The sequence below is a fragment of the Prevotella sp. P6B1 genome, assembly GCF_000702825.1.
In the GTDB taxonomy this organism is placed as follows: domain Bacteria; phylum Bacteroidota; class Bacteroidia; order Bacteroidales; family Bacteroidaceae; genus Prevotella.
In genome coordinates, this window is sequence record NZ_JNKF01000011.1 from 348,905 (window position 1) to 367,846 (window position 18,942).

17 protein-coding genes are annotated in these 18,942 nt (G+C 52.5%); 7 read left to right on the forward strand and 10 right to left on the reverse strand.

The window, feature by feature from the left end; all coding sequences use genetic code 11:
* The first annotated feature begins 19 nt into the window (after positions 1-19).
* Genes T495_RS0105600 through galE form a run of 3 tightly spaced genes read left to right on the forward strand, consistent with a single transcriptional unit; the run spans position 20 to position 3,227 of the window.
* Positions 20-1,321, forward strand: a complete 1,302-nt coding sequence (locus T495_RS0105600; protein WP_033147907.1) for a DEAD/DEAH box helicase — start codon at positions 20-22, stop codon at positions 1,319-1,321.
* Positions 1,322-1,341: 20 nt separating this feature from the next.
* Positions 1,342-2,175, forward strand: a complete 834-nt coding sequence (gene ispE, locus T495_RS0105605; protein ID WP_028903705.1) for a 4-(cytidine 5'-diphospho)-2-C-methyl-D-erythritol kinase — start codon at positions 1,342-1,344, stop codon at positions 2,173-2,175.
* Positions 2,176-2,186: 11 nt separating this feature from the next.
* Positions 2,187-3,227: a UDP-glucose 4-epimerase GalE gene (gene galE / locus T495_RS0105610; RefSeq protein ID WP_033147908.1), complete on the forward strand. Its 1,041-nt coding sequence runs from the start codon at positions 2,187-2,189 to the stop codon at positions 3,225-3,227.
* A gap of 296 nt (positions 3,228-3,523) precedes the next feature.
* Here galE and T495_RS0105615 read toward each other — a convergent pair whose 3' ends face one another.
* From T495_RS0105615 to T495_RS0105630, 5 genes are all read right to left on the reverse strand, one after another.
* Positions 3,524-4,798 (reverse strand): NCS2 family permease, encoded by a 1,275-nt coding sequence (locus T495_RS0105615; protein ID WP_033147909.1) that lies wholly within the window; start codon positions 4,796-4,798, stop codon positions 3,524-3,526.
* Positions 4,795-6,747: a HAMP domain-containing sensor histidine kinase gene (locus T495_RS15090; protein ID WP_197020348.1), complete on the reverse strand. Its 1,953-nt coding sequence runs from the start codon at positions 6,745-6,747 to the stop codon at positions 4,795-4,797. Before T495_RS15090 ends, T495_RS0105615 begins: the two co-directional genes overlap by 4 nt.
* A gap of 72 nt (positions 6,748-6,819) precedes the next feature.
* Positions 6,820-7,239, reverse strand: coding sequence for a hypothetical protein (locus T495_RS0105625; protein WP_028903709.1), 420 nt, complete (start codon positions 7,237-7,239; stop codon positions 6,820-6,822).
* A gap of 3 nt (positions 7,240-7,242) precedes the next feature.
* A complete protein-coding gene (locus T495_RS15830; RefSeq protein WP_028903710.1) occupies positions 7,243-7,446 on the reverse strand; it encodes a hypothetical protein in 204 nt (67 codons plus the stop codon).
* A 23-nt stretch (positions 7,447-7,469) separates the two neighbouring features.
* Positions 7,470-7,652, reverse strand: coding sequence for a hypothetical protein (locus tag T495_RS0105630; RefSeq protein ID WP_028903711.1), 183 nt, complete (start codon positions 7,650-7,652; stop codon positions 7,470-7,472).
* 273 nt (positions 7,653-7,925) lie between these two features.
* Here T495_RS0105630 and T495_RS15095 point away from each other — a divergent pair, with 273 nt between their 5' ends.
* Both T495_RS15095 and T495_RS15100 read left to right on the forward strand, forming a co-directional pair.
* On the forward strand, positions 7,926-9,380 hold the full coding sequence (locus T495_RS15095) for a phage/plasmid primase, P4 family (protein WP_197018846.1): 1,455 nt from the start codon (positions 7,926-7,928) through the stop codon (positions 9,378-9,380).
* Positions 9,377-10,417: a DUF6371 domain-containing protein gene (locus tag T495_RS15100; RefSeq protein WP_051523094.1), complete on the forward strand. Its 1,041-nt coding sequence runs from the start codon at positions 9,377-9,379 to the stop codon at positions 10,415-10,417. The genes T495_RS15095 and T495_RS15100 overlap by 4 nt, the downstream gene beginning before the upstream one ends.
* 331 nt (positions 10,418-10,748) lie before the next feature.
* Here the strand turns inward: T495_RS15100 and T495_RS0105645 are convergent, their stop codons facing one another.
* Positions 10,749-11,093 (reverse strand): type II toxin-antitoxin system HicB family antitoxin, encoded by a 345-nt coding sequence (locus tag T495_RS0105645; RefSeq protein ID WP_033147910.1) that lies wholly within the window; start codon positions 11,091-11,093, stop codon positions 10,749-10,751.
* 247 nt (positions 11,094-11,340) lie between these two features.
* On the opposite strand from T495_RS0105645, the gene T495_RS0105650 reads away from it, so the two are divergent.
* Complete coding sequence (locus tag T495_RS0105650; protein WP_051651870.1) at positions 11,341-12,402, forward strand: serine hydrolase; 1,062 nt, start codon at positions 11,341-11,343, stop codon at positions 12,400-12,402.
* A 167-nt stretch (positions 12,403-12,569) separates the two neighbouring features.
* Positions 12,570-13,238 carry a hypothetical protein gene (locus T495_RS0105655; RefSeq protein WP_028903714.1) on the forward strand — a complete coding sequence of 223 codons (669 nt, stop codon included), beginning with the start codon at positions 12,570-12,572 and terminating at the stop codon, positions 13,236-13,238.
* A gap of 85 nt (positions 13,239-13,323) precedes the next feature.
* On the opposite strand, the gene T495_RS0105660 is transcribed toward T495_RS0105655, so the two are convergent.
* The 4 genes from T495_RS0105660 to T495_RS0105675 form a co-directional block, all read right to left on the reverse strand.
* A complete protein-coding gene (locus tag T495_RS0105660) occupies positions 13,324-15,459 on the reverse strand; it encodes a SurA N-terminal domain-containing protein (protein ID WP_028903715.1) in 2,136 nt (711 codons plus the stop codon).
* A 91-nt stretch (positions 15,460-15,550) separates the two neighbouring features.
* The gene (locus tag T495_RS0105665) at positions 15,551-16,828 is read right to left on the reverse strand and encodes a hemolysin family protein (RefSeq protein ID WP_028903716.1); all 1,278 of its coding nucleotides are present in this window, start codon (positions 16,826-16,828) and stop codon (positions 15,551-15,553) included.
* On the reverse strand, positions 16,825-17,457 hold the full coding sequence (gene lptC, locus T495_RS0105670) for an LPS export ABC transporter periplasmic protein LptC (RefSeq protein ID WP_033147911.1): 633 nt from the start codon (positions 17,455-17,457) through the stop codon (positions 16,825-16,827). Before lptC ends, T495_RS0105665 begins: the two co-directional genes overlap by 4 nt.
* Positions 17,458-17,480: 23 nt before the next feature.
* Positions 17,481-18,767, reverse strand: coding sequence for a hypothetical protein (locus T495_RS0105675; protein WP_033147912.1), 1,287 nt, complete (start codon positions 18,765-18,767; stop codon positions 17,481-17,483).
* Between the last annotated feature and the right edge of the window lie 175 nt (positions 18,768-18,942).

Below are 18,942 nucleotides of genomic sequence, written 5' to 3' on the forward strand. Positions count from 1 at the left end.
GAAAAGTGAATAGTGATTAATGAAATTTGAAGAAACATATTTGAACGATAATATCCTCGATGCGCTTTACGACATGCACTTCGATGAAATGACACCTATCCAGGAGCGATGCATTCCTGAGATTCTGGATGGTTACGATGTGCTGGGTATTGCTCAGACAGGAACAGGAAAGACGGCAGCCTATCTGTTGCCGATACTCTCTGAACTCGATGATGGTAACTTCCCTAAGGATGCCGTCAACGCTGTGATTATGTCGCCTACACGCGAGCTGGCACAGCAGATTGACCAGGCCATGCAGGGCTTCGGTTATTATCTCGACGATGTGAGCAGTGTGGCTGTTTATGGTGGTAACGATGGTAACCGCTACGACCAGGAGCTACGCTCCATGCGTATGGGTGCCGATGTGATGATAGCCACTCCAGGTAGATTACTGAGCCATCTGAAGGTGGGTAATCTCGACTTGTCGCGCTGCTCGTTCTTTGTGCTCGATGAGGCCGACCGCATGCTCGATATGGGTTTCATCGACGACATCATGAAGATTGTGAAGGAGCTGCCCAATGACTGTCAGCGCATCATGTTCTCGGCCACTATGCCGAAGAAGATCCGTGAGTTGGCCGTACAGTTGCTCAACGACCCTGTTGAGGTGAAGATAGCCGTATCGAAGCCTGCCGAGAAGATTCATCAGATGGCCTATGTGTGCTACGAGCCACAGAAGCTGAAGATTATCCAGGATATCTTCAAGAAGGGCGACCTGAAGCGCGTCATCATCTTCTCGGGCAAGAAGGAGCGTGTGAAGGAGGTAACCCGTAAGCTCAAGTCGATGCACGTGAACTGCGACCAGATGCACAGCGACCTCTCGCAGCAGGAGCGCGATGAGGCCATGTACCGCTTCAAGGCCGGACAGACCGACGTGCTGGTAGCCACCGACATCGTGGCGCGTGGTATCGACATCGACGATATCCGTCTGGTCATCAACTACGATGTGCCCAGCGACTCTGAGGACTATGTACACCGTATCGGTCGTACGGCCCGTGCCGATCGCGATGGCGAGGCCATCACGTTTGTCAGCGATACTGATATATACCGTTTCCAGAGCATCGAGCACTTCCTGGGTAAGGAGGTTGAGAAGATGCCTCTGCCCGAGGGCTTAGGCGATGCTCCAGAATACAAGAAGCGTGAGAAAAAGCCTACCAGCCGTCGTAATGGTCGTTGGCACTCCAAAGGTCACGGTCATGGCAATGGCAAGGGTAAAGGCCACGGAAACGGCCAAGGTAAAGGCAAGCCCCAAGGTAAGCCCAAAGCCCCCAAGAATAATGTTTAATCTTTAATGGTTAATCTTTAATGATAACATTTCCCATAGCAAAGATCAATCTCGGACTGAATGTGGTAGAGAAGCGTCCTGATGGTTATCATAACCTGCAGACGGTGTTCTTCCCTGTGCCCATACAGGATGCACTCGAGGTTTATCCGATGGATCCGGCATTTCCGTCGCAGTTTGATTGCGATCTGAAGGTGTCGAACATCCAGATCGACGGCGATGAGCAGCGCAACCTGGTGGTGCGTGCCTACAACCTGTTGAAGGCCGATTTCCCCCAGATGCCTCGCGTACACGCGCATTTATATAAAGGTATCCCCACACAGGCCGGTATGGGTGGTGGCTCGAGCGACTGCGGGTTTATGATCACCCTGCTCAACGAGCTCTGCCAGTTAGGACTCACCGAACAGCAGATGATAGACTATGCTGCCCGCTTAGGTGCCGACTGCGCGTTCTTTATCGTCAACAAGCCTTGCTATGCTGAGGGTATAGGTGAGAAACTGCAGCCCATAAGTCTTTCATTGTCAGGGTGGTATCTATCGTTGGTTCGACCAGATATTCCGGTATCTACCAAGGAGGCTTTCTCGCTCATCAAGCCGCATTATCCAGCTGAGAACTGTCGCGAGGTGGTTCAGATGCCTGTAGAAGCGTGGCGCGGTCGCCTGACCAATGATTTCGAGGAGAGCGTGTTTGCTATCCATCCCGAGTTAGGTGCCGTGAAGGAGCGCCTGTATGCGTTGGGAGCCACCTACGCTGCCATGTCGGGCTCTGGGTCAACTCTGTTTGCGCTGTCGAAAGCGCCTCTCCCACTCGATGAATTCGATCAAAAAGGAACATTTAGAACAACTATGTCAATATAATTTAAAGCATTATGAAACAAACAATCCTTGTAACTGGTGGAACCGGTTTTATCGGTAGTCACACCACCGTAGAACTGCAGGAAGCAGGCTACGAAGTAGTCATCATCGACAATCTGTCAAACTCTAATGCCAATGTTGTCGACGGTATCGAGAAGATTACTGGCATCCGTCCAGCTTTCGAGCAGGTTGACTGCTGCGATTTCGAGGCGGTTGAGGGCGTATTCAAGAAGTACCCCAAGATTGAGGGTATCATCCACTTTGCCGCATCAAAGGCTGTAGGTGAGAGCGTAGAGAAGCCCCTGCTCTACTATCGCAACAACCTGACATCGCTCATCAATCTGCTGGAGCTCATGCCAAAGTACGACGTGAAGGGTATCATCTTCTCTTCAAGCTGCACCGTTTACGGTCAGCCCGCTGCCGAGAATCTGCCTGTTACAGAGAATGCACCCATCCAGAAGGCCATGAGTCCTTATGGCAACACCAAGCAGGTGAACGAGGAGATCATCCAGGATTATATCCACTCGGGTGCGCCTATCAAGAGTATCATCCTGCGTTACTTCAACCCCATCGGTGCACATCCATCAGCACTCATCGGTGAGTTGCCTAACGGTGTGCCCATGAACCTTATCCCATTCGTTACCCAGACTGCTATGGGTATCCGTGAGCAGCTGAAGATCTTCGGTAACGACTACAACACACCTGATAAGACCTGTATCCGCGACTATATCTATGTAGTGGATCTGGCTAAGGCTCACGTGAAGGCTATGGAGCGTGTGCTCGACAAGCCTGAGTGCGAGGCTGTTGAGGTGTTCAATATCGGTACCGGTAAGGGGCTGTCAACACTCGAGGTTGTAGAGGGCTTCGAGAAGGCTACCGGCGTGAAGGTTAACTGGACCTACGCTCCACGTCGTGAGGGCGATATCGAGCAGGTATGGGGTAATGTCGATAAGGCCAACAAGGTGCTTGGCTGGAAGGCAGAGACGCCAACTGATGAGATTCTGCGTACAGCCTGGCGCTGGCAGGAGAAACTTCGTGAACGTGGTATTCAGTAATATCTACTAAGGCTCCCTGATTTCAGGGAGCTTTTTTATTTTCATTTCTTTCATCACTGAAAGAAACGAAACAAAGAAAGGTGCGAAAACGTCCTGAGCTCGGAGGCCGGTACACATAAAGACCTCCTCGTGCGGAATGTTTTCGAGTGATTTATCACGAGAAACATGTAGTACGAAGTGCGGTTAATGGCGCACGAAGTGCGCGGGGTTTGGGGGCTTGCCCCCATTAAGAAAACCCACGCCAGGGCTTTGATGCCCTGATTGTGAAGGGAAGGCCTTGGGAGAATCCTGAAGACTCAGGATTGTCTTTTGGATTTCTTGATGCGGCCCATGATATCGTAGGTGTACGATAGGATGATATACGATATCAACCCCGTCAGGATACCATCCGAGATGCTGCCGGTGATGGGCATGAGGAGGATGGTGAGGAAGGCGGGCATGGCCTCGAGGTTGAAGGTGAGCTTGATGTGGCGCACCACGCCGAAGAGGAAGAATCCTGCTACAACCATCACTGGCGATGTGGCAGCTGCAGGGATGGCTAAGAACACGGGGGCGAGAAACAGGCTGAGGGCAAAACAGATGGCTGTTACAAAGGCCGAAACACCTGTACGTCCGCCTTCGGCAAAGCCGGTGGCACTCTCTACATAGGTGGTGATGGTGCTGCAGCCGAAGCATGCACCTGTAACGGTGGCAAGGGCGTCGCTCAGCATGATGCTGCGCATGTGGGGTATTCGTCCGCTCTTACGGATGATGCCCGAGCTGGCCATCACACCTACCACGGTTCCCAGGGTGTCGAACACGTCGAAGAAGAGCATCGTCATGACGCATACCCAGAAGTCGGGCATCATCAGGTAGTGGAGTGAGAACTGACAGAACAGCGGTGCTGGCGATGGTGGCAGCGAGAACACCTCGTGAGGGATGACGGTGACACCGAAGGGCACACCCAGCACGGTGATGATGCAGATGCCCATCAGCAGTCCGCCTTTGACGTGGAACGCGGTGAACAGTCCTGTGAGTATCAGTCCTAAGAGGAAGAGCAGCGACGATGGCGTGATGAGGGTCTCCATGTGGTTGAAGATGGTTCCTTCGGCCAGGATGCCGCTATTCTTGAATCCGATCATGGCCACGAAGAAGCCTATGCCGGCAGCGAAGGCGTACTTGAGCGATGTGGGCACCATCTCGAAGATGATCTGTCGGAGGTTGCTCACGCAGATGAGCACGAAGAGCAGTCCCTCAACGAGTACGGCTGTGAGTGCGAACTGCCAGGGGTAGCCCAGTGCGAGGCATACGGTCTCAACGAAGAAGGTGTTGAGTGCCAGTCCGGGTGCCAGTCCGAATGGACGGCGTGCGATGAACGCCATGAACAGTGTGCCTACGATGGCCGAGATGGCAGTGGCAGTGAACAGCGAGTCGATGGGGAATCCCAGATCGGCCAGCGGTCCGAAGATGACGGGCATGAGCGCGAGGATATACACCATGGTGATAAAGGTGGTTATGCCCGATATGATCTCGGTCTTCAGGCTGTCGCGCTGCAGCGAGAAGCCTAACATTGCAAGGAATCTTTCTTTCATGCGTTTGCGGTATAGGGTATGATGAGGTCGAATTTAGCGCCTCCGGTGTAATTGGTGTCGAGTGTAAGTGTGCCGCCCATGTGTTCGGCTACCATGCGGGCTACGGATAGTCCGAGTCCGGTGCCCTGGGTAAAGCTGTCGAGCTTGGTGAAGCGTTCGAATATGGCTTCGCTCTTGTCGGCTGGTATGCCGCAGCCGGTATCGGTCACTGCAAAGTGTAGCTTGTCGGCCTCGCGGTTCAGGCTCAGCGTGATGTGGCCCTGCTTGGTGAACTTGGCTGCATTGTCGAGCAGTTTCGAGATGATGATGCCTATCAGTCGTGGGTGGGACATCAGTGTCTCCTCGGCGGGTATGTTGCACTGGCTGTCGATGGTAACGCCTTTGGCCACTTGCTGTGCGATGGCCTCGGTAGCGCCTGTTATCATCATCAGTGGTACGCAAGGTTCGGCTTGAGGCAGTGCGTTGTTACCCTCCATGTTGGATATCAGGATCATGTCGTCGAGTATGTTGGTGAGCAGCCGGGTGTTGTCCTGGATACGGTTGCTGAAGTCCTGACGTTCGTTTTCGGGCAGGTTGAGCCCGGTCATGGCGAGCACCTGTGTAAAGCCGCTGATGGCGTTGAGCGGTGTACGTATCTCGTGTGTCATGCTCTGCAGGAAGGCGGTCTTGGCGCGCGATGCTGTCTCGGCGCGGTCGCGCTCCACGGCCAGCTGTCGGTTCTGTGCCACCACCACGTTGCGTTCGCGCTCCAGCTGCCGGTTCTTTACCTCGAGTGTGTGTCGCCAGCGGTTGCTGGTGGTGAGGAATACGAGCATGGCGATGATGCCGAGCACCATGGCCACACCGCCGGTGGTGAACCGTGAGCGCTGCTGCAGCTGCTGGTTCTGGCGGCGCATCTCGTCAACGTCGTAGTGCTTGTTGAGCTCCATCTGTTGCTGTCGGGTGGCTATGTCGGCCATCACTTTTTCGAGGCTGTCGTAGCGCAGTTTGATGGCGTAGGCTTCCTGGTAGCGGCCCATCTGTGCGAGCAGGGCGTGTAGCACGCCGTCGTGATTGATCTGGTGCTGGTTGCTCACTTGTTTGCCGGCCTGCTTCATGCTGTCGATGATGTGCTGATGCTTGTCGAGACAGGTCATGGCCTCGCTGTTGTGGTGCAGATGGGTGTGCACGGTGCTGCGGTCGATGATCAGGTTCATCTTGTTGGATGGCAGGTTGGCAGCCGGATAGAGCTCGGCCGAGTCGATGGCTGCTATGGCATCGTCGAACTGATGGTTGGCGATGAGATAGTCGACCAGGGTGTTATAGTAGTTGAATTGCCAGATGTCGATCTCCTTGTCGGGGTCTTCCTCGTCGAGTACGGTCTTCCACTGTTTGAGTGCCGAGTCCACCTGCTCAACGGGTGCCTCCTTCAGCAGTTGTGTCTCGGTGAGCCGGTAGTACAGGTTCATGCGGGTTGATCTGTCGCCGTATTCGGGGTCGTAGGTGTCGATGGCCTCGTGCCAGTAGCGTTCTGCTTCCTCGTAGTTGTTCTGCAGGCTGGCTATCATGGCCAGCAGTGCCAGTCCCTTTACCTGTCCGAGCGCGATGCCGCGTTTCTGGCCGTCGGTTTGCATGGCGTGTGCTATGTGGTTGGCCTGGTCGTACTCGGCTGCGAAGGCGTAGGATTGTCCCAGCAGGTTCCATGCCAGGTAGTATAGTCGCCACTGCCTGTGGTTCTTGCAGTTTTCCATATATTCGGGTACGGCGGCCTCGAGCGAGTCGTTCTGATCGTTGTTGTAGAAGTATTCGAGTGTTTTCATTCGTACTCTGAGCTTGTCGTACACAGGGCCTTCTTGCTTGGCAGCCTGCTGTCTGTAGCCGACTTGGCACGCTGCTAACGACGTGATAATCAATAGCATACCTAAAGGTATCCTGGCTGTTGATAATATGGATTTAAGTAATCGATTCATTTCTCTCTCTCTTTGTGGGTACAAAGATACAAAAAAAAATGTATGGATATACCAAAACATGCAATTTTTTTTTCAGGGGTTATTCAGTGCCCATCCGCGCAGCATGGGGAGCGCGTCGATGGTGTTTGTTCCGCACTCGTGTACGGCCATGGCCATGGCCAGCATCATCCATCGGGCGGGTTCGGCAGCGGGGCTGCCTAAGGGTTCGTTGGGACCGATGCCGGTGAGTCGGGCCACACTGGCTATGTAAGCCTGGGTGTTGTTCTCGGTGGCTGGTGCCCATTTGCGCACGATGGCGGCGATGGTGCCGAGCTGGTACTTGATATAATAGGTATGGGTGAGCAGTCGGAAGGCTGCGCGCCATCCCCACTCCATGGTGTCGAACTGGCAGAACTGCGGGTCGTTCTGCTCCTGTCGCATGCCTTGCCAGTGGTTGGTGCTGCGGCGTATGTTCAGGGGGTTGCAGTTGCGTATGCCTCTTGGTGTGTTCATGATTCAGTGTGTTTTCCTGATGAGGTTGACATAGTGGTTGAGTCCGAAGATGGATGCTGCCAGTAGGAAGGACTGTGCGACGTAGTAAAGCAGTCCGCCTGCCACGTCGTTGATTTCCACTACCTGGTAGCTTACGAGTGCTATGCTGCTCACGATGAGCAGCACGGCACAAGCGTACTGAGAGATTCTGAAAGCTGTGTGTTCCATGTTGTAGAGGATGTAGTGGTTAATCAGATAGCAGCTCCGCCGGCTCCGCCCAGCAACAGTGTGATGACATAGCTCAGGATCTGCAGGATCGTTTTCGTTGTTTTGTTCATAATCTTGATGTGTTTAAAAAGTGAATAAATAGGGTTAATCAGGTGGTTTGGGCCACGTGTTATTTCATGTACAAAGATACGAAAATTGTTATACATTTCCAAATATATATAGTTAAATATTCTTTAATGGTGAAGCCGATATTTCCAAATATGTTGCAAAATATAATTGATTATATTTCAGATTTTAACTTAGATTTGCTATTAAACTTGTTTAACAATTGATTTGCGTTATATTATTTTACCTTTTGTGATAAAGTTCTTAAATTTGCCCCACGTGGAATTAATAACCTAAGCACAGACCACTGCCCCTCTGAAAGTTGGTCTATGAGGCGGCGTGTTAGACCATTAACCTTCCTAAAAAATACAATCATGGAAGAAACTAAAAATGAATTGAGCTCTTTTGAGCAGGAAATGTCAGCAAAGGCTGACGAGTTGGAAACTCAGCGCCAGGCGCGCGAATCCCAGTTAGTAAGTATCACATTGTCCACGATTGCTGCCGGTGTAGTTTCGAACGAACAAGGCATCATTCAGCTGATGTCGGGTAAACAGTGGCAACCAGCGCTTCGTGAGTTGGTTATCAATGAGATACGTCGTGTTGCCGATGACCGTTTGTGGTGCCGTGAGTATGACGAGAAGGCCAGGAGTAGTCAGCACATACTCGTCTATACGGTTAGCCATTGGCAGTCTGTGCCAGCGCAACAGTGGATAGACTTTGTCAGTTTATGTGCCAGTCGCTGTGGTGTGCCCGAGTCGCTGCTGGTAAATCATGTATTCATGAAGTCGCTCATCGAGGGTCTGGGCTATAACCTGTCGAAGTATCGCTGCATGGCGGTTCCCGATGGCGAGGCGTGGGCAAATGTCCGCAATGGTACGCTGGTTGTGAATAGCGATGGTATAGTCAAACTGCGCGAACATCGCAAGGAGGACCTGTTCACACATACCCTGCCTTATGTTTACGACAGGCAGGCTGAGTGCCCTCTGTGGCAGCAGTTCCTGGATCGTGTACTGCCCGAAGCTGAGGCTCAGCTGATACTTTCCGAGTTTATAGGCTACTGCCTGATGAAGCACCACCGGTTCGAAAAGATGCTATGGCTGTTTGGTTCGGGGCAGAATGGCAAGAGTGTGACGCTCGAGGTGATCGAGGCGCTGCTGGGCTCGATGAACGTTAGCTACCTGTCGCTATCCGACCTGACAAACGATGATGTGAAACGGGCTGGTTTTGAGGGTAAGATGCTTAACATCTCGACTGAGAGCGGACGCGATGTTAACCCGAATGTACTGAAACAGTTGACGAGTGGTGAGCGAGTGACGATGAAGCGTTTGTATGTCGATCCGCGTGAAACCAATGACTACGGTAAGGTTCTGGCGGCTTTCAACGACCTGCCACGAGCTGAGAATACCTTCGGCTATTTCCGCCGATTACTGATTCTGAGCTATGAGGTGACGATTCCGAAGGAGGAAGTGGATCGCCATCTGGCCGACAAACTGAAAGGCGAACTGCCGGGTATCCTGAACTGGGTGCTACGGGCGCTGCCAGGATTGATGGCCCGTAGTGAGTTCACCCGAAGCGAGAACTGCGAGAAGGCACTTGAGCGCTATCGCCTGCTTTCAGACAACGTGCTACTGTTTGCAAGCGAGATATGTGAGTCGTGTGAATATGCTACTAATGGGCAGGAAATCTACACCGCCTATCGCAATTACTGTGCCGGTTCGGCGCTCAAGCCCACTGGCAAGCAGAAGTTCTATGAGCGACTCTCTGGTATCTTCGTGCGTGAAGACTATGGCAATATCGTACGTTTCAAACTTAAACTCACACAGCAATGAATCAGCAGCATCAACATTTTGATTTGGAAAGAATCAATAACATCTCAATCGTGGATGTTGCCAAACGCCTGGGTAGTGTCAGAAAAACGGGTAGTCTGTATCTTACACTCTGTCCGTGGCACGACGATTCGAATCCCTCGTTGGTGCTCTATCATCGCACTAACGAGAACCACTGCCACTGTTATGCCTGCGGCAAGAGCGGTAGTGTGATCAGCTTTGTGATGCAGCACGAGGGATGGACGTTTGTCGAAGCATGCCAGTGGCTGTCGAACGAGTATGGTATCAGTACCACATCGGCGCGTGGTTACTGGCTGCGACCCAAGCCTAAGCCTGTGGAGAGGGCTGTTGCGTCGGGCTTCACCTACATCCCCACTCAGATGGTAGATGAGCTGGTGTCGGCAGAGAATTCGCTGTGCCAGTGCCTGATGCAGATGTTCCGGCCTGAAGCCGTGGGCTGGATCACGGAAGAGTATCGTATCGGCTGCTATACGATGAATGGCCACGACAATTGTACGGTGTTCCCAAGTATCGACAAGCATGGCCGTGTATGCAACCTGAAGGTGCAGCACTACGATACCGACCCGCAGTCGCCGCGTTTTGCCCATTGCACGCCGCATTCGTGTTTCTGGCTGGGCAGTATCTGGATGCGTGAGGGGCGTCTGCCTAAGGAGGCCCGTTTGAGTTCAACCTGCATGTTTGGTGAACATCTGCTCAACCGATATCCTGAGAGTGTAGTGGCGCTTGTTGAGAGTCCTAAGAATGCCTTATTCGGTGCACTGGCCTTTCCTCGGTTCACATGGATAGCCACGGGCAACAAGGCGATGCTGCGTCGCGATGTGCTCCAGCCATTGCGTGGTCGCAATGTGATTGTCATCCCCGACCGTGATGCCATCAGCGAGTGGCGGGCAAAGATCTGCCAGATGGCCGATCTGGCTAACTTCACCGTCTTCGATATCTGTGAGCAGAAAGCGCCCGAGGGAGCGTTGAAGTTCGATATCGCCGATTATCTGCAGCAGCAGCGGCATGTGCCGCCATAACCCGAATGATTTGAGTGGATTTTGAGTTTTTGTCAAGCCGTCTGATGAGCTGAAAAGCCCGTACAGACGGCTTTTCCGACGGTTGATTTGAGTTTTTGGAGGTTTTAAGGCTAAAAACCTCTATTTTTTTATAACTGAAAAAATAATTTTATAGTGTAAGATACCCAAAAACTCAAAAGCGTATATTTAAGTACTTGATTAATAGATGTTTACGATTGTTCTGCGCCCCGTCGAAAACTCAAAGAAAGCTACCGCCCCTCTACCCTAATACTAACCCCGCGATAGTATCATACTAAAGCGGGGTTAGTGCCTGGGTGCGGAGCTGTCGGTGCTATTTGGCTGATGCCATTTCTACTTTCTCTTCCAGGGCATCCTTGATATATGCATTGATAGAGAGGCCAGCCTGCAGGGCCAACATGGCTATCTGGCGATGGATGGCTGGCGTTAGTCGTACATTCAGCACGCCGGTATAGCTCTTGTCGGGCTCGATACCTTCGTCCTCGCAATAAGCCAGATAATCATCCACAGCCTCGTGGAAGGCCTCTGTCAGCTCCTTCACGCTCTCGCCCTCAAAATTCACCAAGCCGTTGATACCCTCAATCTTTCCGAAGAACACCTGGTCCTTCTCGCTATAGGCTACTGATCCTAAATAGCCTTTGTACGTCATTGTATTCATATCATTTCCTCCTATAGTTATTTGATAAAACCTGCTTCTCGTAAATCCTCCAGCACCTGTTTCATGGCATACTCTTTCATGAACGGCTGCAAATGTAACTAAATTTTAGTTACACTCCAAATTTTATTGCGATAAATTGTTGATTTTTAGCATATTTTTTAGGGCGCGATTCGAAATTTTGTCGTATATTTGCACCGACAGTTTATGAAACTATATTAACAACAATCTTTTTATTATCAGCACCAATATGAAAACAAAGAAAGCAATGGTAGCTGCGATGATGCTCATAGCATTGTCGGCATGCAAACAAGTGAATCAACCGGCAGAAGTCATCGACCTGCCACGTACACAAACCCCCGGCAGCGTGGCTAAGGCCATGGACGGCTTCCTCACCGAAGCAGCTGCCGACTCGCTCGACATCCACAGCGTGATGGTGGTCAAGGAGGGCAGCGTCATCTACAGCCGCTGGCAGAGCCAGGGCGTCGATACTGTGCCCCACATCCTCAACTCGGTCAGCAAGACATTCACCGCCACTGCCGTGGGAATGGCCATCGCCGACGGCAAGATGGCACTCACCGACAAGGTGATCGACTTCTTCCCCGACAAGCTGCCTGCCGAAGTGAGCGACAACCTCAAGGCCATGACCGTGCGCGACCTGCTGACCATGACCTGCGGCCACGACGAGGAGCCACGCGCCGCCCGTACAGCCGATCAGGACTGGGTGACGGCATTCCTCGCCCACCCCGTAGTCCACAAGCCAGGCACATACTACCTCTACAACAGCATGGGCACCTACATGCTCTCGGCCATCGTGCAGAAGGTGACCGGCGAGAAGGTGGTCGACTACCTCACCCCAAGGCTCTTTGAGCCCCTGCACATCGACAAGCCACGCTGGGACGAGAGTCCGCAGGGCATCAACACCGGCGGCTGGGGCCTGTACCTGAAGACCGAGGACTTGGCCAAGATGGGACAGCTGATACTGCAGAAAGGCCTGTGGAACGGCCGGCAGCTGGTATCGGCCGACTGGATCAGCGAGATGTCGAAGAAGCAGGTGGAGAGCATTAACCCCGGCACCCGCCTGGAGCAGGCCGAGGAGCGCGGACTCACCACCGAGACCAGCGACTGGATGCAGGGCTACGGCTACCAGATGTGGCGCTGCCGACCAGGCTGCTTCCGTGCCGACGGCGCACGCGGACAGTTCATCATCGTAGTGCCCGAAAAGCAGGCCGTAATAGCCATCACATCCGACGTGGAAGACCTGCAGGGCGAGCTCAACCTCGTGTGGAAACACATCCTGCCTGTGCTCTGACAGAATTAAGGATTATTAGCGAAAATAATTGCGGAAATGTTTGGCATTTCCGTTTTATTTTCGTATCTTTGCATAGTGAACACATGCATGCAGTTCCAGGCGGGAAACTGCTACCCGAGGCAGTTAGCAGTACACAGTAGTCGGATACTATTACAAACACACTAAAAATGACTACAAACGACATTAAACTCGGAATCAACTTGCGCAAGAACAAGAATTCCAAAAACGCGGGGTACGGCAAGTACTACCCCGAAGTTGACACCCAGACCACCCTCTCGCTGCGAGGCTTTGCCAAGCACATGAGCGACCACGGCTGTATCTACGGTCAGGAGCTCATCGAAGGCGTGCTCAAGAAGATCACCCAGTGCCTGCCCGAGCTCATCAGCCAGGGCGTGCCTGTAAGGCTCGACCCGCTGGGCACCTTCATGCCAACCTGCCACGTGAACAAGCCCGTGATCAACATCGAGGCCATGGACGGGGCCGACCCCAACGACGTGGTGAAAGGCGTACACATCCGTTTCCTGCCCTACGGCGTGGAGAACGACAACCTCACCTCGCGCCGGTTCAAGGAGGAGCACTGCTCGCTCGAGTTCCGCAACATCATCGACACACAGGAGGTAATCGTGAACGGCAAGCACCGCAAGGTGCAGACACTGAAGCCCATCCAGACCGCCGTAGCCGAGTGGAGAGCCGCTCAGCTGGCCGATGGCAGCACCGGCGGTGGCGAGGGCTCTAACGCCAACCCTGGCGCCCCTGCAGGCGGCGATAACAGCTCGCAGACAGGCGGCAACACCGGTGGCGGCGAACCCAACCCCGATGGCAGCACCGAGGATTGAGCACAAAAAATGGGGAAGGCGTCCTTCACAGGAGACCTTCCCCGAACTAAAACTATTTTGTTGTTCTTAACTACACGTTTTCTTATTAGAAGAACAGATAACGGTTGTCAACCACACCAGCCTTCTGATAGAGCTCCTGCATGAACATGCGAGCGGCCTGAGTGGCCTGCATCTGCAGCATCTGCTCCGACTGGTTAGCATCGAACTTAGCACCCTCGCGGTTGCTCTTCTTGAGCACCTTGAACAGGTAAGCTCCACCGTTACCCTTAACCACAGCCTTGCTGAAGGCACCAGCCTTGGTAGCAGCTACAGCACCAGCCAGAGCGGGCTCTGAGGCACCTGTGGCCTGTACGAATACAGGAGCTGTGAAGGTGATCTGATTCACTGAGTCGATACGGGCACCCTTGGCCTTGGCTGCTGCCAGGTCGTTAACACCGGCCAGCTTAGCCTTGATCTGCTCGAACTTCTTGTCACGGATAACCTCGGCCTTCAGCATGTCCTTCAGGCTGTTGATGTCGCGATAGCCCACGGGGTTAACCTTGGTCAGCGCTACTACCAGCAGGTGGTCGTTGTTACCACACTCGTACAGAGGACTAACCTCACCGGCCTTGGCTGCGAAGAGCCACTTCATGGTCTCACGAGTGCTGCGCAGACCAGCTACGTTGTGCTCGTAGTTGAATACATCCTGGCGTGGAGTAACCTTGTAACCGAACTTGCCGGCGTTCTTCTCCATGTCCTCGATGGTCTTGTTCTCGCTTACAAACTGGCTGAACTTGTTGTAGGCATCAGAGTAAGTCTGCTTTGAGAAGTCGATGGTGTGCTTGATCACAGCGGCATCGTACTTGTCGACCATGGCCTTGCGGTTTGTTACCTGGATGATGATGTTGCCCTGAGCGAACTCCAGGTTGGTCACATCGTTAACACCCAGTGTATTGATAGTGTTCAGATACTTCTTTGAATCCTCGTCGATGGTGTTGCTGCCCTCGTACATAGCAGAGGTGAGCCACTGCTTAGTACCGGTCTGACCATACTTCTGAGCCATCTGCTCGAAGTCGGCACCACCCTTCAGAGCTGTGAAGATGCTGTCGGCAGTCTTCTTGGCAGCCTCGGCGGTAGCACCGCCCACCTGAATCTGGCGATACTCGATAGAGTCGGGCTGCTGGCTCTTAGAGATGAGCTTAACCACGTTGAGTGTATTATCGTAAGCGGTCTCGAATACAGCTGAAGTCTGACCTACAGCCATTGAGTCGAGCTTAGCGGCGATATCAGCAGGATAAGCGCGCTTGGTAGCTGCGAAGCCACTGTAGGGGAACTGCGACTGAGCCTTGCGAACCACCTCGGCTGGAGTAGCACCGCTCTGCAGCTTGGTAGCTGCGTCGGTCATGGTCTTCATCAGCTCCTTGCGGTCGGCGGCTGAAGCTACAACCTGGAAGTCAACATACTTGATGTCGCGGCTCTCTACGTCCTGCTTGAACATCTCCTTCTTCTCGTTGTACTTGTCCTTGATATCCTTGTCGTCAACCTTTACATCGTTGTCGTTGATGCTTGAGTAAGCAATCGAAGCCAGCTGGATGTCGCTCTCGGTGTTCTGACCCTCGAAAGCCATCTTGGCTGAGATGGGGTTAGAGATCAGACAGCTGGTGAGCAGAGTCTGATATTTCTGAGCCAGAGTCTGAGTGCGCAGGTTCTTCTCGATGAACTGCCAGTACTTGTAGATAGCCTGGTACTGCTCAGCCAGCTGAGGGTTCTGACCTGCCTTCTTATAATCGTCGAGGAACTTGGTGAGCATGGTCACGTCGAAACGACCAGTCTGCTGGTTAACGAATGGGCTCTGCATCAGCATGGGGTTGGTACCCTCCTTCATGATGTTCTGAAGCTCCTCATCGGTAACGGTGAGACCGAGCTTCTCAGCCTCGTTGTTGATGATCTGCTCATTAACGTACTGACTCCATACCTGATCCTTGATCTGGTTCAGCTCATCCTCCGAGAAGTTGTCGCGGTTCTGGGTGATCTTCAGGACGTCCTGATACTCATCTACCAGAGCCTGGAACTCCTGAACGTTGATTTTGTTTCCTAACACTTCGCCTATCTGCTGGCGCTGCTGGTTCTTCGTTGCTTCGCAAGAACGAACAGCTTCCTCAGCTATAAAGGCGAAAAGGCCTAAGCCGATAATGCAAACGAGGGCTACGCCTCTTTTACGGATTTTTCCTAATGCTGCCATAATGTATTTAAATTTTTAATTATTATTCATAAAACGGGTGCAAAATTAATAAATTTGTTCGAAACAACGAAATTTTTATGTAGAAAATTTGCTATTCCGTGATGTTTAAGCGCACCAACTCGATTTTTGTGGCTGTATTCTTAATGATTTTAAACTCGTAGCGCCCTATCTTCACCACCTCGTTCAGCTTCGGGAACGACTGGTACTCGTGCAGAATCAGGCCGCCCAGCGTCATATATTCATCGCTCTCAGGAAGGTCGAGATCGAACAACTCGTTCACCTTCGCTATCTCCAGTCGGGCCGACAGCATATACTCATGGTCGCCCAACTGCTTGGCCACGTGGTTGGTGTTGTCGTGCTCGTCCTCAATCTCGCCCGTAATCTCCTCCATGATGTCCTCGAGCGATACCAGGCCGCTGGTGCCGCCGAACTCGTCGATAACCACTGCCAGCGAGCGTTTCTGCTGCATCAGCTGCGCCATCAGTTTCGAGGCCAGCATCGTCTCGGGTACGAACGATATCTCGCGTATCACCTCACAGTCTATCACCCTCTGCTGGTTGTTGTTCTTGCCCAGACGGAACATGTCGGATGAGTGTACATAGCCTATCACGTGGTCGATATCCTCGTGATACACCAGGATCTTCGAATGGCCGCTCTCTATAAACACCTGTTTCAGCTGCTCGATGGTGGCGGTGTCCTCTACCGCATCGATCTCCGTACGGGGCACCATACAGTCGCGGATCTTCGTCTCCGAGAAGTCGAGCGCATTCTGGAAAATCTTTACTTCCTCCTCGATTTCATCGTCATTATCGGCACTGTCGATACTCGATTGCACCAGGTAGTCAAGATCCACCTTGGTAAACTCCTTCTCCTCGCCGCTGTTCTTCATGCGGATGCCCACCAGTCGGAGCAGACCCTTCGACAGCAGTGTGGCAAAGCGCGAGATGGGGTACAGCACCACGTAGCAGATCCATGCCGGCACGGCAAACACCGTGAGCAGGGTATTCGGATTATTCTTGAAGATGGATTTGGGTAGGAATTCGCCGGTAAACAGCACCACAAAGGTCGATAACAGGGTGTCGGCCGTTACGCGCATACCGTCGCTCAGCGGCGCAAACAGCGTGTCGTCGAACAATCGGGCAAACAGGATACCATAGATGACCAGCGAGATGTTATTGCCCACCAGCATGGTCGATACAAAGTTATTGGGATGCTGGTAGAAGGTCTTGATGATACGCTGCGAGAAACGGTTCTTCTCGCGGTCCATCTCGGCACGCAGGCGATTAGACGATACAAAGGCTATCTCCATGCCTGAGAAGAAGGCCGAGAATAGCATCGAAACCAATAGCCAGATGATCAGTATTGTCATTGTCCGCTCCTCCTGTGTTTCTGCAACTGCTGTCGCATCGGCTGTAAGGCCTGTGTGGTATCGGGCTTGGCATCGGCTTTCTTGCCGTCCTTTGGCTCCTCGCTCTCCGGTTTCTCGCCAGTCATGTCCTCGCGGGTAAACGAACCCTTCGAGTTGCTCACCGTATAGTGCGACATGTGCTCGTCGGAAAGGAAATACGTGCCCTCCATGCTGCGTTCGGGCGTGGTTACCTTGGAATACACGTTCGAGTAGATTTCGTGGCGCACACCGTCCCAGAACAGCTCCTCGCTCTGGAATATCAGTCCGTTGATATTACGGATACGTACGCGTCCACGCAGGTGCCACAGCTTCTGCTGGTCGTAATACCATGCCGTATCGGCCTGGATATACGCCTCTACGTGGAATTTCTCGTCGAACTGCTCGAAGAACACTCCCCGCTCGAAATACCAGTACGAGGGGTTCTTAACCGTGTTCACATCCCAGCGCTCGGTCACTATCTTATACTTGATTACGCCGCTGTCGCTGATCAGCGTATTCACGCCATACGAGGTCATGACCGACACCGAATCGCGGTCGCGAATGGCTGGTGCCGTGTGCTCCTGCACCTCGGTACAGCCAACTAATATCATCGCTGCAAACGCCGCGATGGCGATTATTCTACCTTCCACTTGGCGAACCATCTCTCATTGAATGTCAGACCGATGTTCAGGCGGAACATGCTCTCCTTGATCATATTATCGGCCGAGCGACGTACAAACTGACCGCTGATGTTCAGGATCGAACGGTTGTTGTAGCCGTTCATGATGGGTATGCCGAAACCAATGCTGGCCGACAGCTCCTTGGGACCCTCCTGACCGTTAATATAATAATAAGGTGTGGCCATACCTACACCCGCACGATAGCGTACGCGATCCAGGAACTTACGACCCATGGGGCGTGGCGTCCACTCACCACCGATATTGAGGCGGTAGCTGTCCTTCAGCTGACCCGACTTCAGGGCGTATGTATTGGTCTTGGTATCGAATACGGGAGTGTCTATTTTGCCCCACTTCTGCATGGTCAGATCGGCACCTATACGCAGGTTGTTGCTGTGGCTGTAAGCTATACCCACGCCATAGGCTGTAGGCAGGCTCAGCGCATTGCCAACACTGTAGGTGGTGGTATCGGCCTTGCTGATACTCGAGTTGCTGTTGATGATCGACAGCTCGGCATCGCTCTTGAGCGAATGACCGATGCTCCAGGTAGCACCCAGGGTAAGCAGGTCCTGCTTGCTCAGTGGCAGCTCTAACTGCATGCCCAGGTCGAGCTTGTAGTTGTTCACGTCGGCACCATAGGTCATCTGCATCGTGCTCACGTTCGAAGCACTGCTACTGCTGCTCATGGTGCGGTTATAGGTGCCCCAGAAGTACGACAGGTTGGCACCGATGCTCAGAGGCTTGAACAGCTTGATACCAGTACCTACAAACAGCTGGTGCATACCGCCGTCGCCTTCGTAGGTGGTCTTCATCTTGGTCTTATCCTGGTCGTTCAGGGTCTCGGTCTGCGAATAATTGTAACCGATATTTGAATATGGCAGTACACCAAAAGATATACCGACATTCTTCCAGGCACGGAACGAACCAATCACATAGTCGAAACCGCCACTCTTGCCGTTCATCTTCGTGCCGTTCTCATTGAAATTGGTGATCTGGCCCGACAGACCTGCGTCGAAAAGCATGGTAAGCGAGTCGATCGATGAATAAGAGGCGGGGTTCATAGGGTTGACTTCGTTGCCACGGCGCATGGCAAGGCCAACGCCGTTCATACCTTTATTAAATCCTACACTCTGATCTGTGAGGTCGCCTAAGCCGAACTGGCTGTAAGGAGAGTTTGTGCTGCTCTGAGCAAAAGCCGATGTTGTCAAGGTTGCCAAGACAAAACTGGCGAGAATCTTATTCATATTTATACTTTTAATTCAGTTGAAAAACATTTCAGCGTGCAAAATTATCAAAAAAAAACGAAGAAATGGCTTTTTCCTCGAAAATATAAGTTATTTTTGCATCGTGAAACATTTAGAAAAGAAAATTAAGAGCCTTTTTGCTGCAGTTATCTTGCTGACTGTCAGCTATATAACG

Coding starts and splice junctions, on each gene's coding strand:
- T495_RS0105600 (WP_033147907.1), top strand. CDS start 20: ATGAAATTTGAAGAAACATATTTGAACGATAATATCCTCGATGCGCTT.
- ispE (WP_028903705.1), top strand. CDS start 1,342: ATGATAACATTTCCCATAGCAAAGATCAATCTCGGACTGAATGTGGTA.
- galE (WP_033147908.1), top strand. CDS start 2,187: ATGAAACAAACAATCCTTGTAACTGGTGGAACCGGTTTTATCGGTAGT.
- T495_RS0105615 (WP_033147909.1), bottom strand. CDS start 4,798: ATGAAAGAAAGATTCCTTGCAATGTTAGGCTTCTCGCTGCAGCGCGAC.
- T495_RS15090 (WP_197020348.1), bottom strand. CDS start 6,747: ATGAATCGATTACTTAAATCCATATTATCAACAGCCAGGATACCTTTA.
- T495_RS0105625 (WP_028903709.1), bottom strand. CDS start 7,239: ATGAACACACCAAGAGGCATACGCAACTGCAACCCCCTGAACATACGC.
- T495_RS15830 (WP_028903710.1), bottom strand. CDS start 7,446: ATGGAACACACAGCTTTCAGAATCTCTCAGTACGCTTGTGCCGTGCTG.
- T495_RS0105630 (WP_028903711.1), bottom strand. CDS start 7,652: ATGTATAACAATTTTCGTATCTTTGTACATGAAATAACACGTGGCCCA.
- T495_RS15095 (WP_197018846.1), top strand. CDS start 7,926: ATGGAAGAAACTAAAAATGAATTGAGCTCTTTTGAGCAGGAAATGTCA.
- T495_RS15100 (WP_051523094.1), top strand. CDS start 9,377: ATGAATCAGCAGCATCAACATTTTGATTTGGAAAGAATCAATAACATC.
- T495_RS0105645 (WP_033147910.1), bottom strand. CDS start 11,093: ATGAATACAATGACGTACAAAGGCTATTTAGGATCAGTAGCCTATAGC.
- T495_RS0105650 (WP_051651870.1), top strand. CDS start 11,341: ATGAAAACAAAGAAAGCAATGGTAGCTGCGATGATGCTCATAGCATTG.
- T495_RS0105655 (WP_028903714.1), top strand. CDS start 12,570: ATGACTACAAACGACATTAAACTCGGAATCAACTTGCGCAAGAACAAG.
- T495_RS0105660 (WP_028903715.1), bottom strand. CDS start 15,459: ATGGCAGCATTAGGAAAAATCCGTAAAAGAGGCGTAGCCCTCGTTTGC.
- T495_RS0105665 (WP_028903716.1), bottom strand. CDS start 16,828: ATGACAATACTGATCATCTGGCTATTGGTTTCGATGCTATTCTCGGCC.
- lptC (WP_033147911.1), bottom strand. CDS start 17,457: ATGATATTAGTTGGCTGTACCGAGGTGCAGGAGCACACGGCACCAGCC.
- T495_RS0105675 (WP_033147912.1), bottom strand. CDS start 18,767: ATGAATAAGATTCTCGCCAGTTTTGTCTTGGCAACCTTGACAACATCG.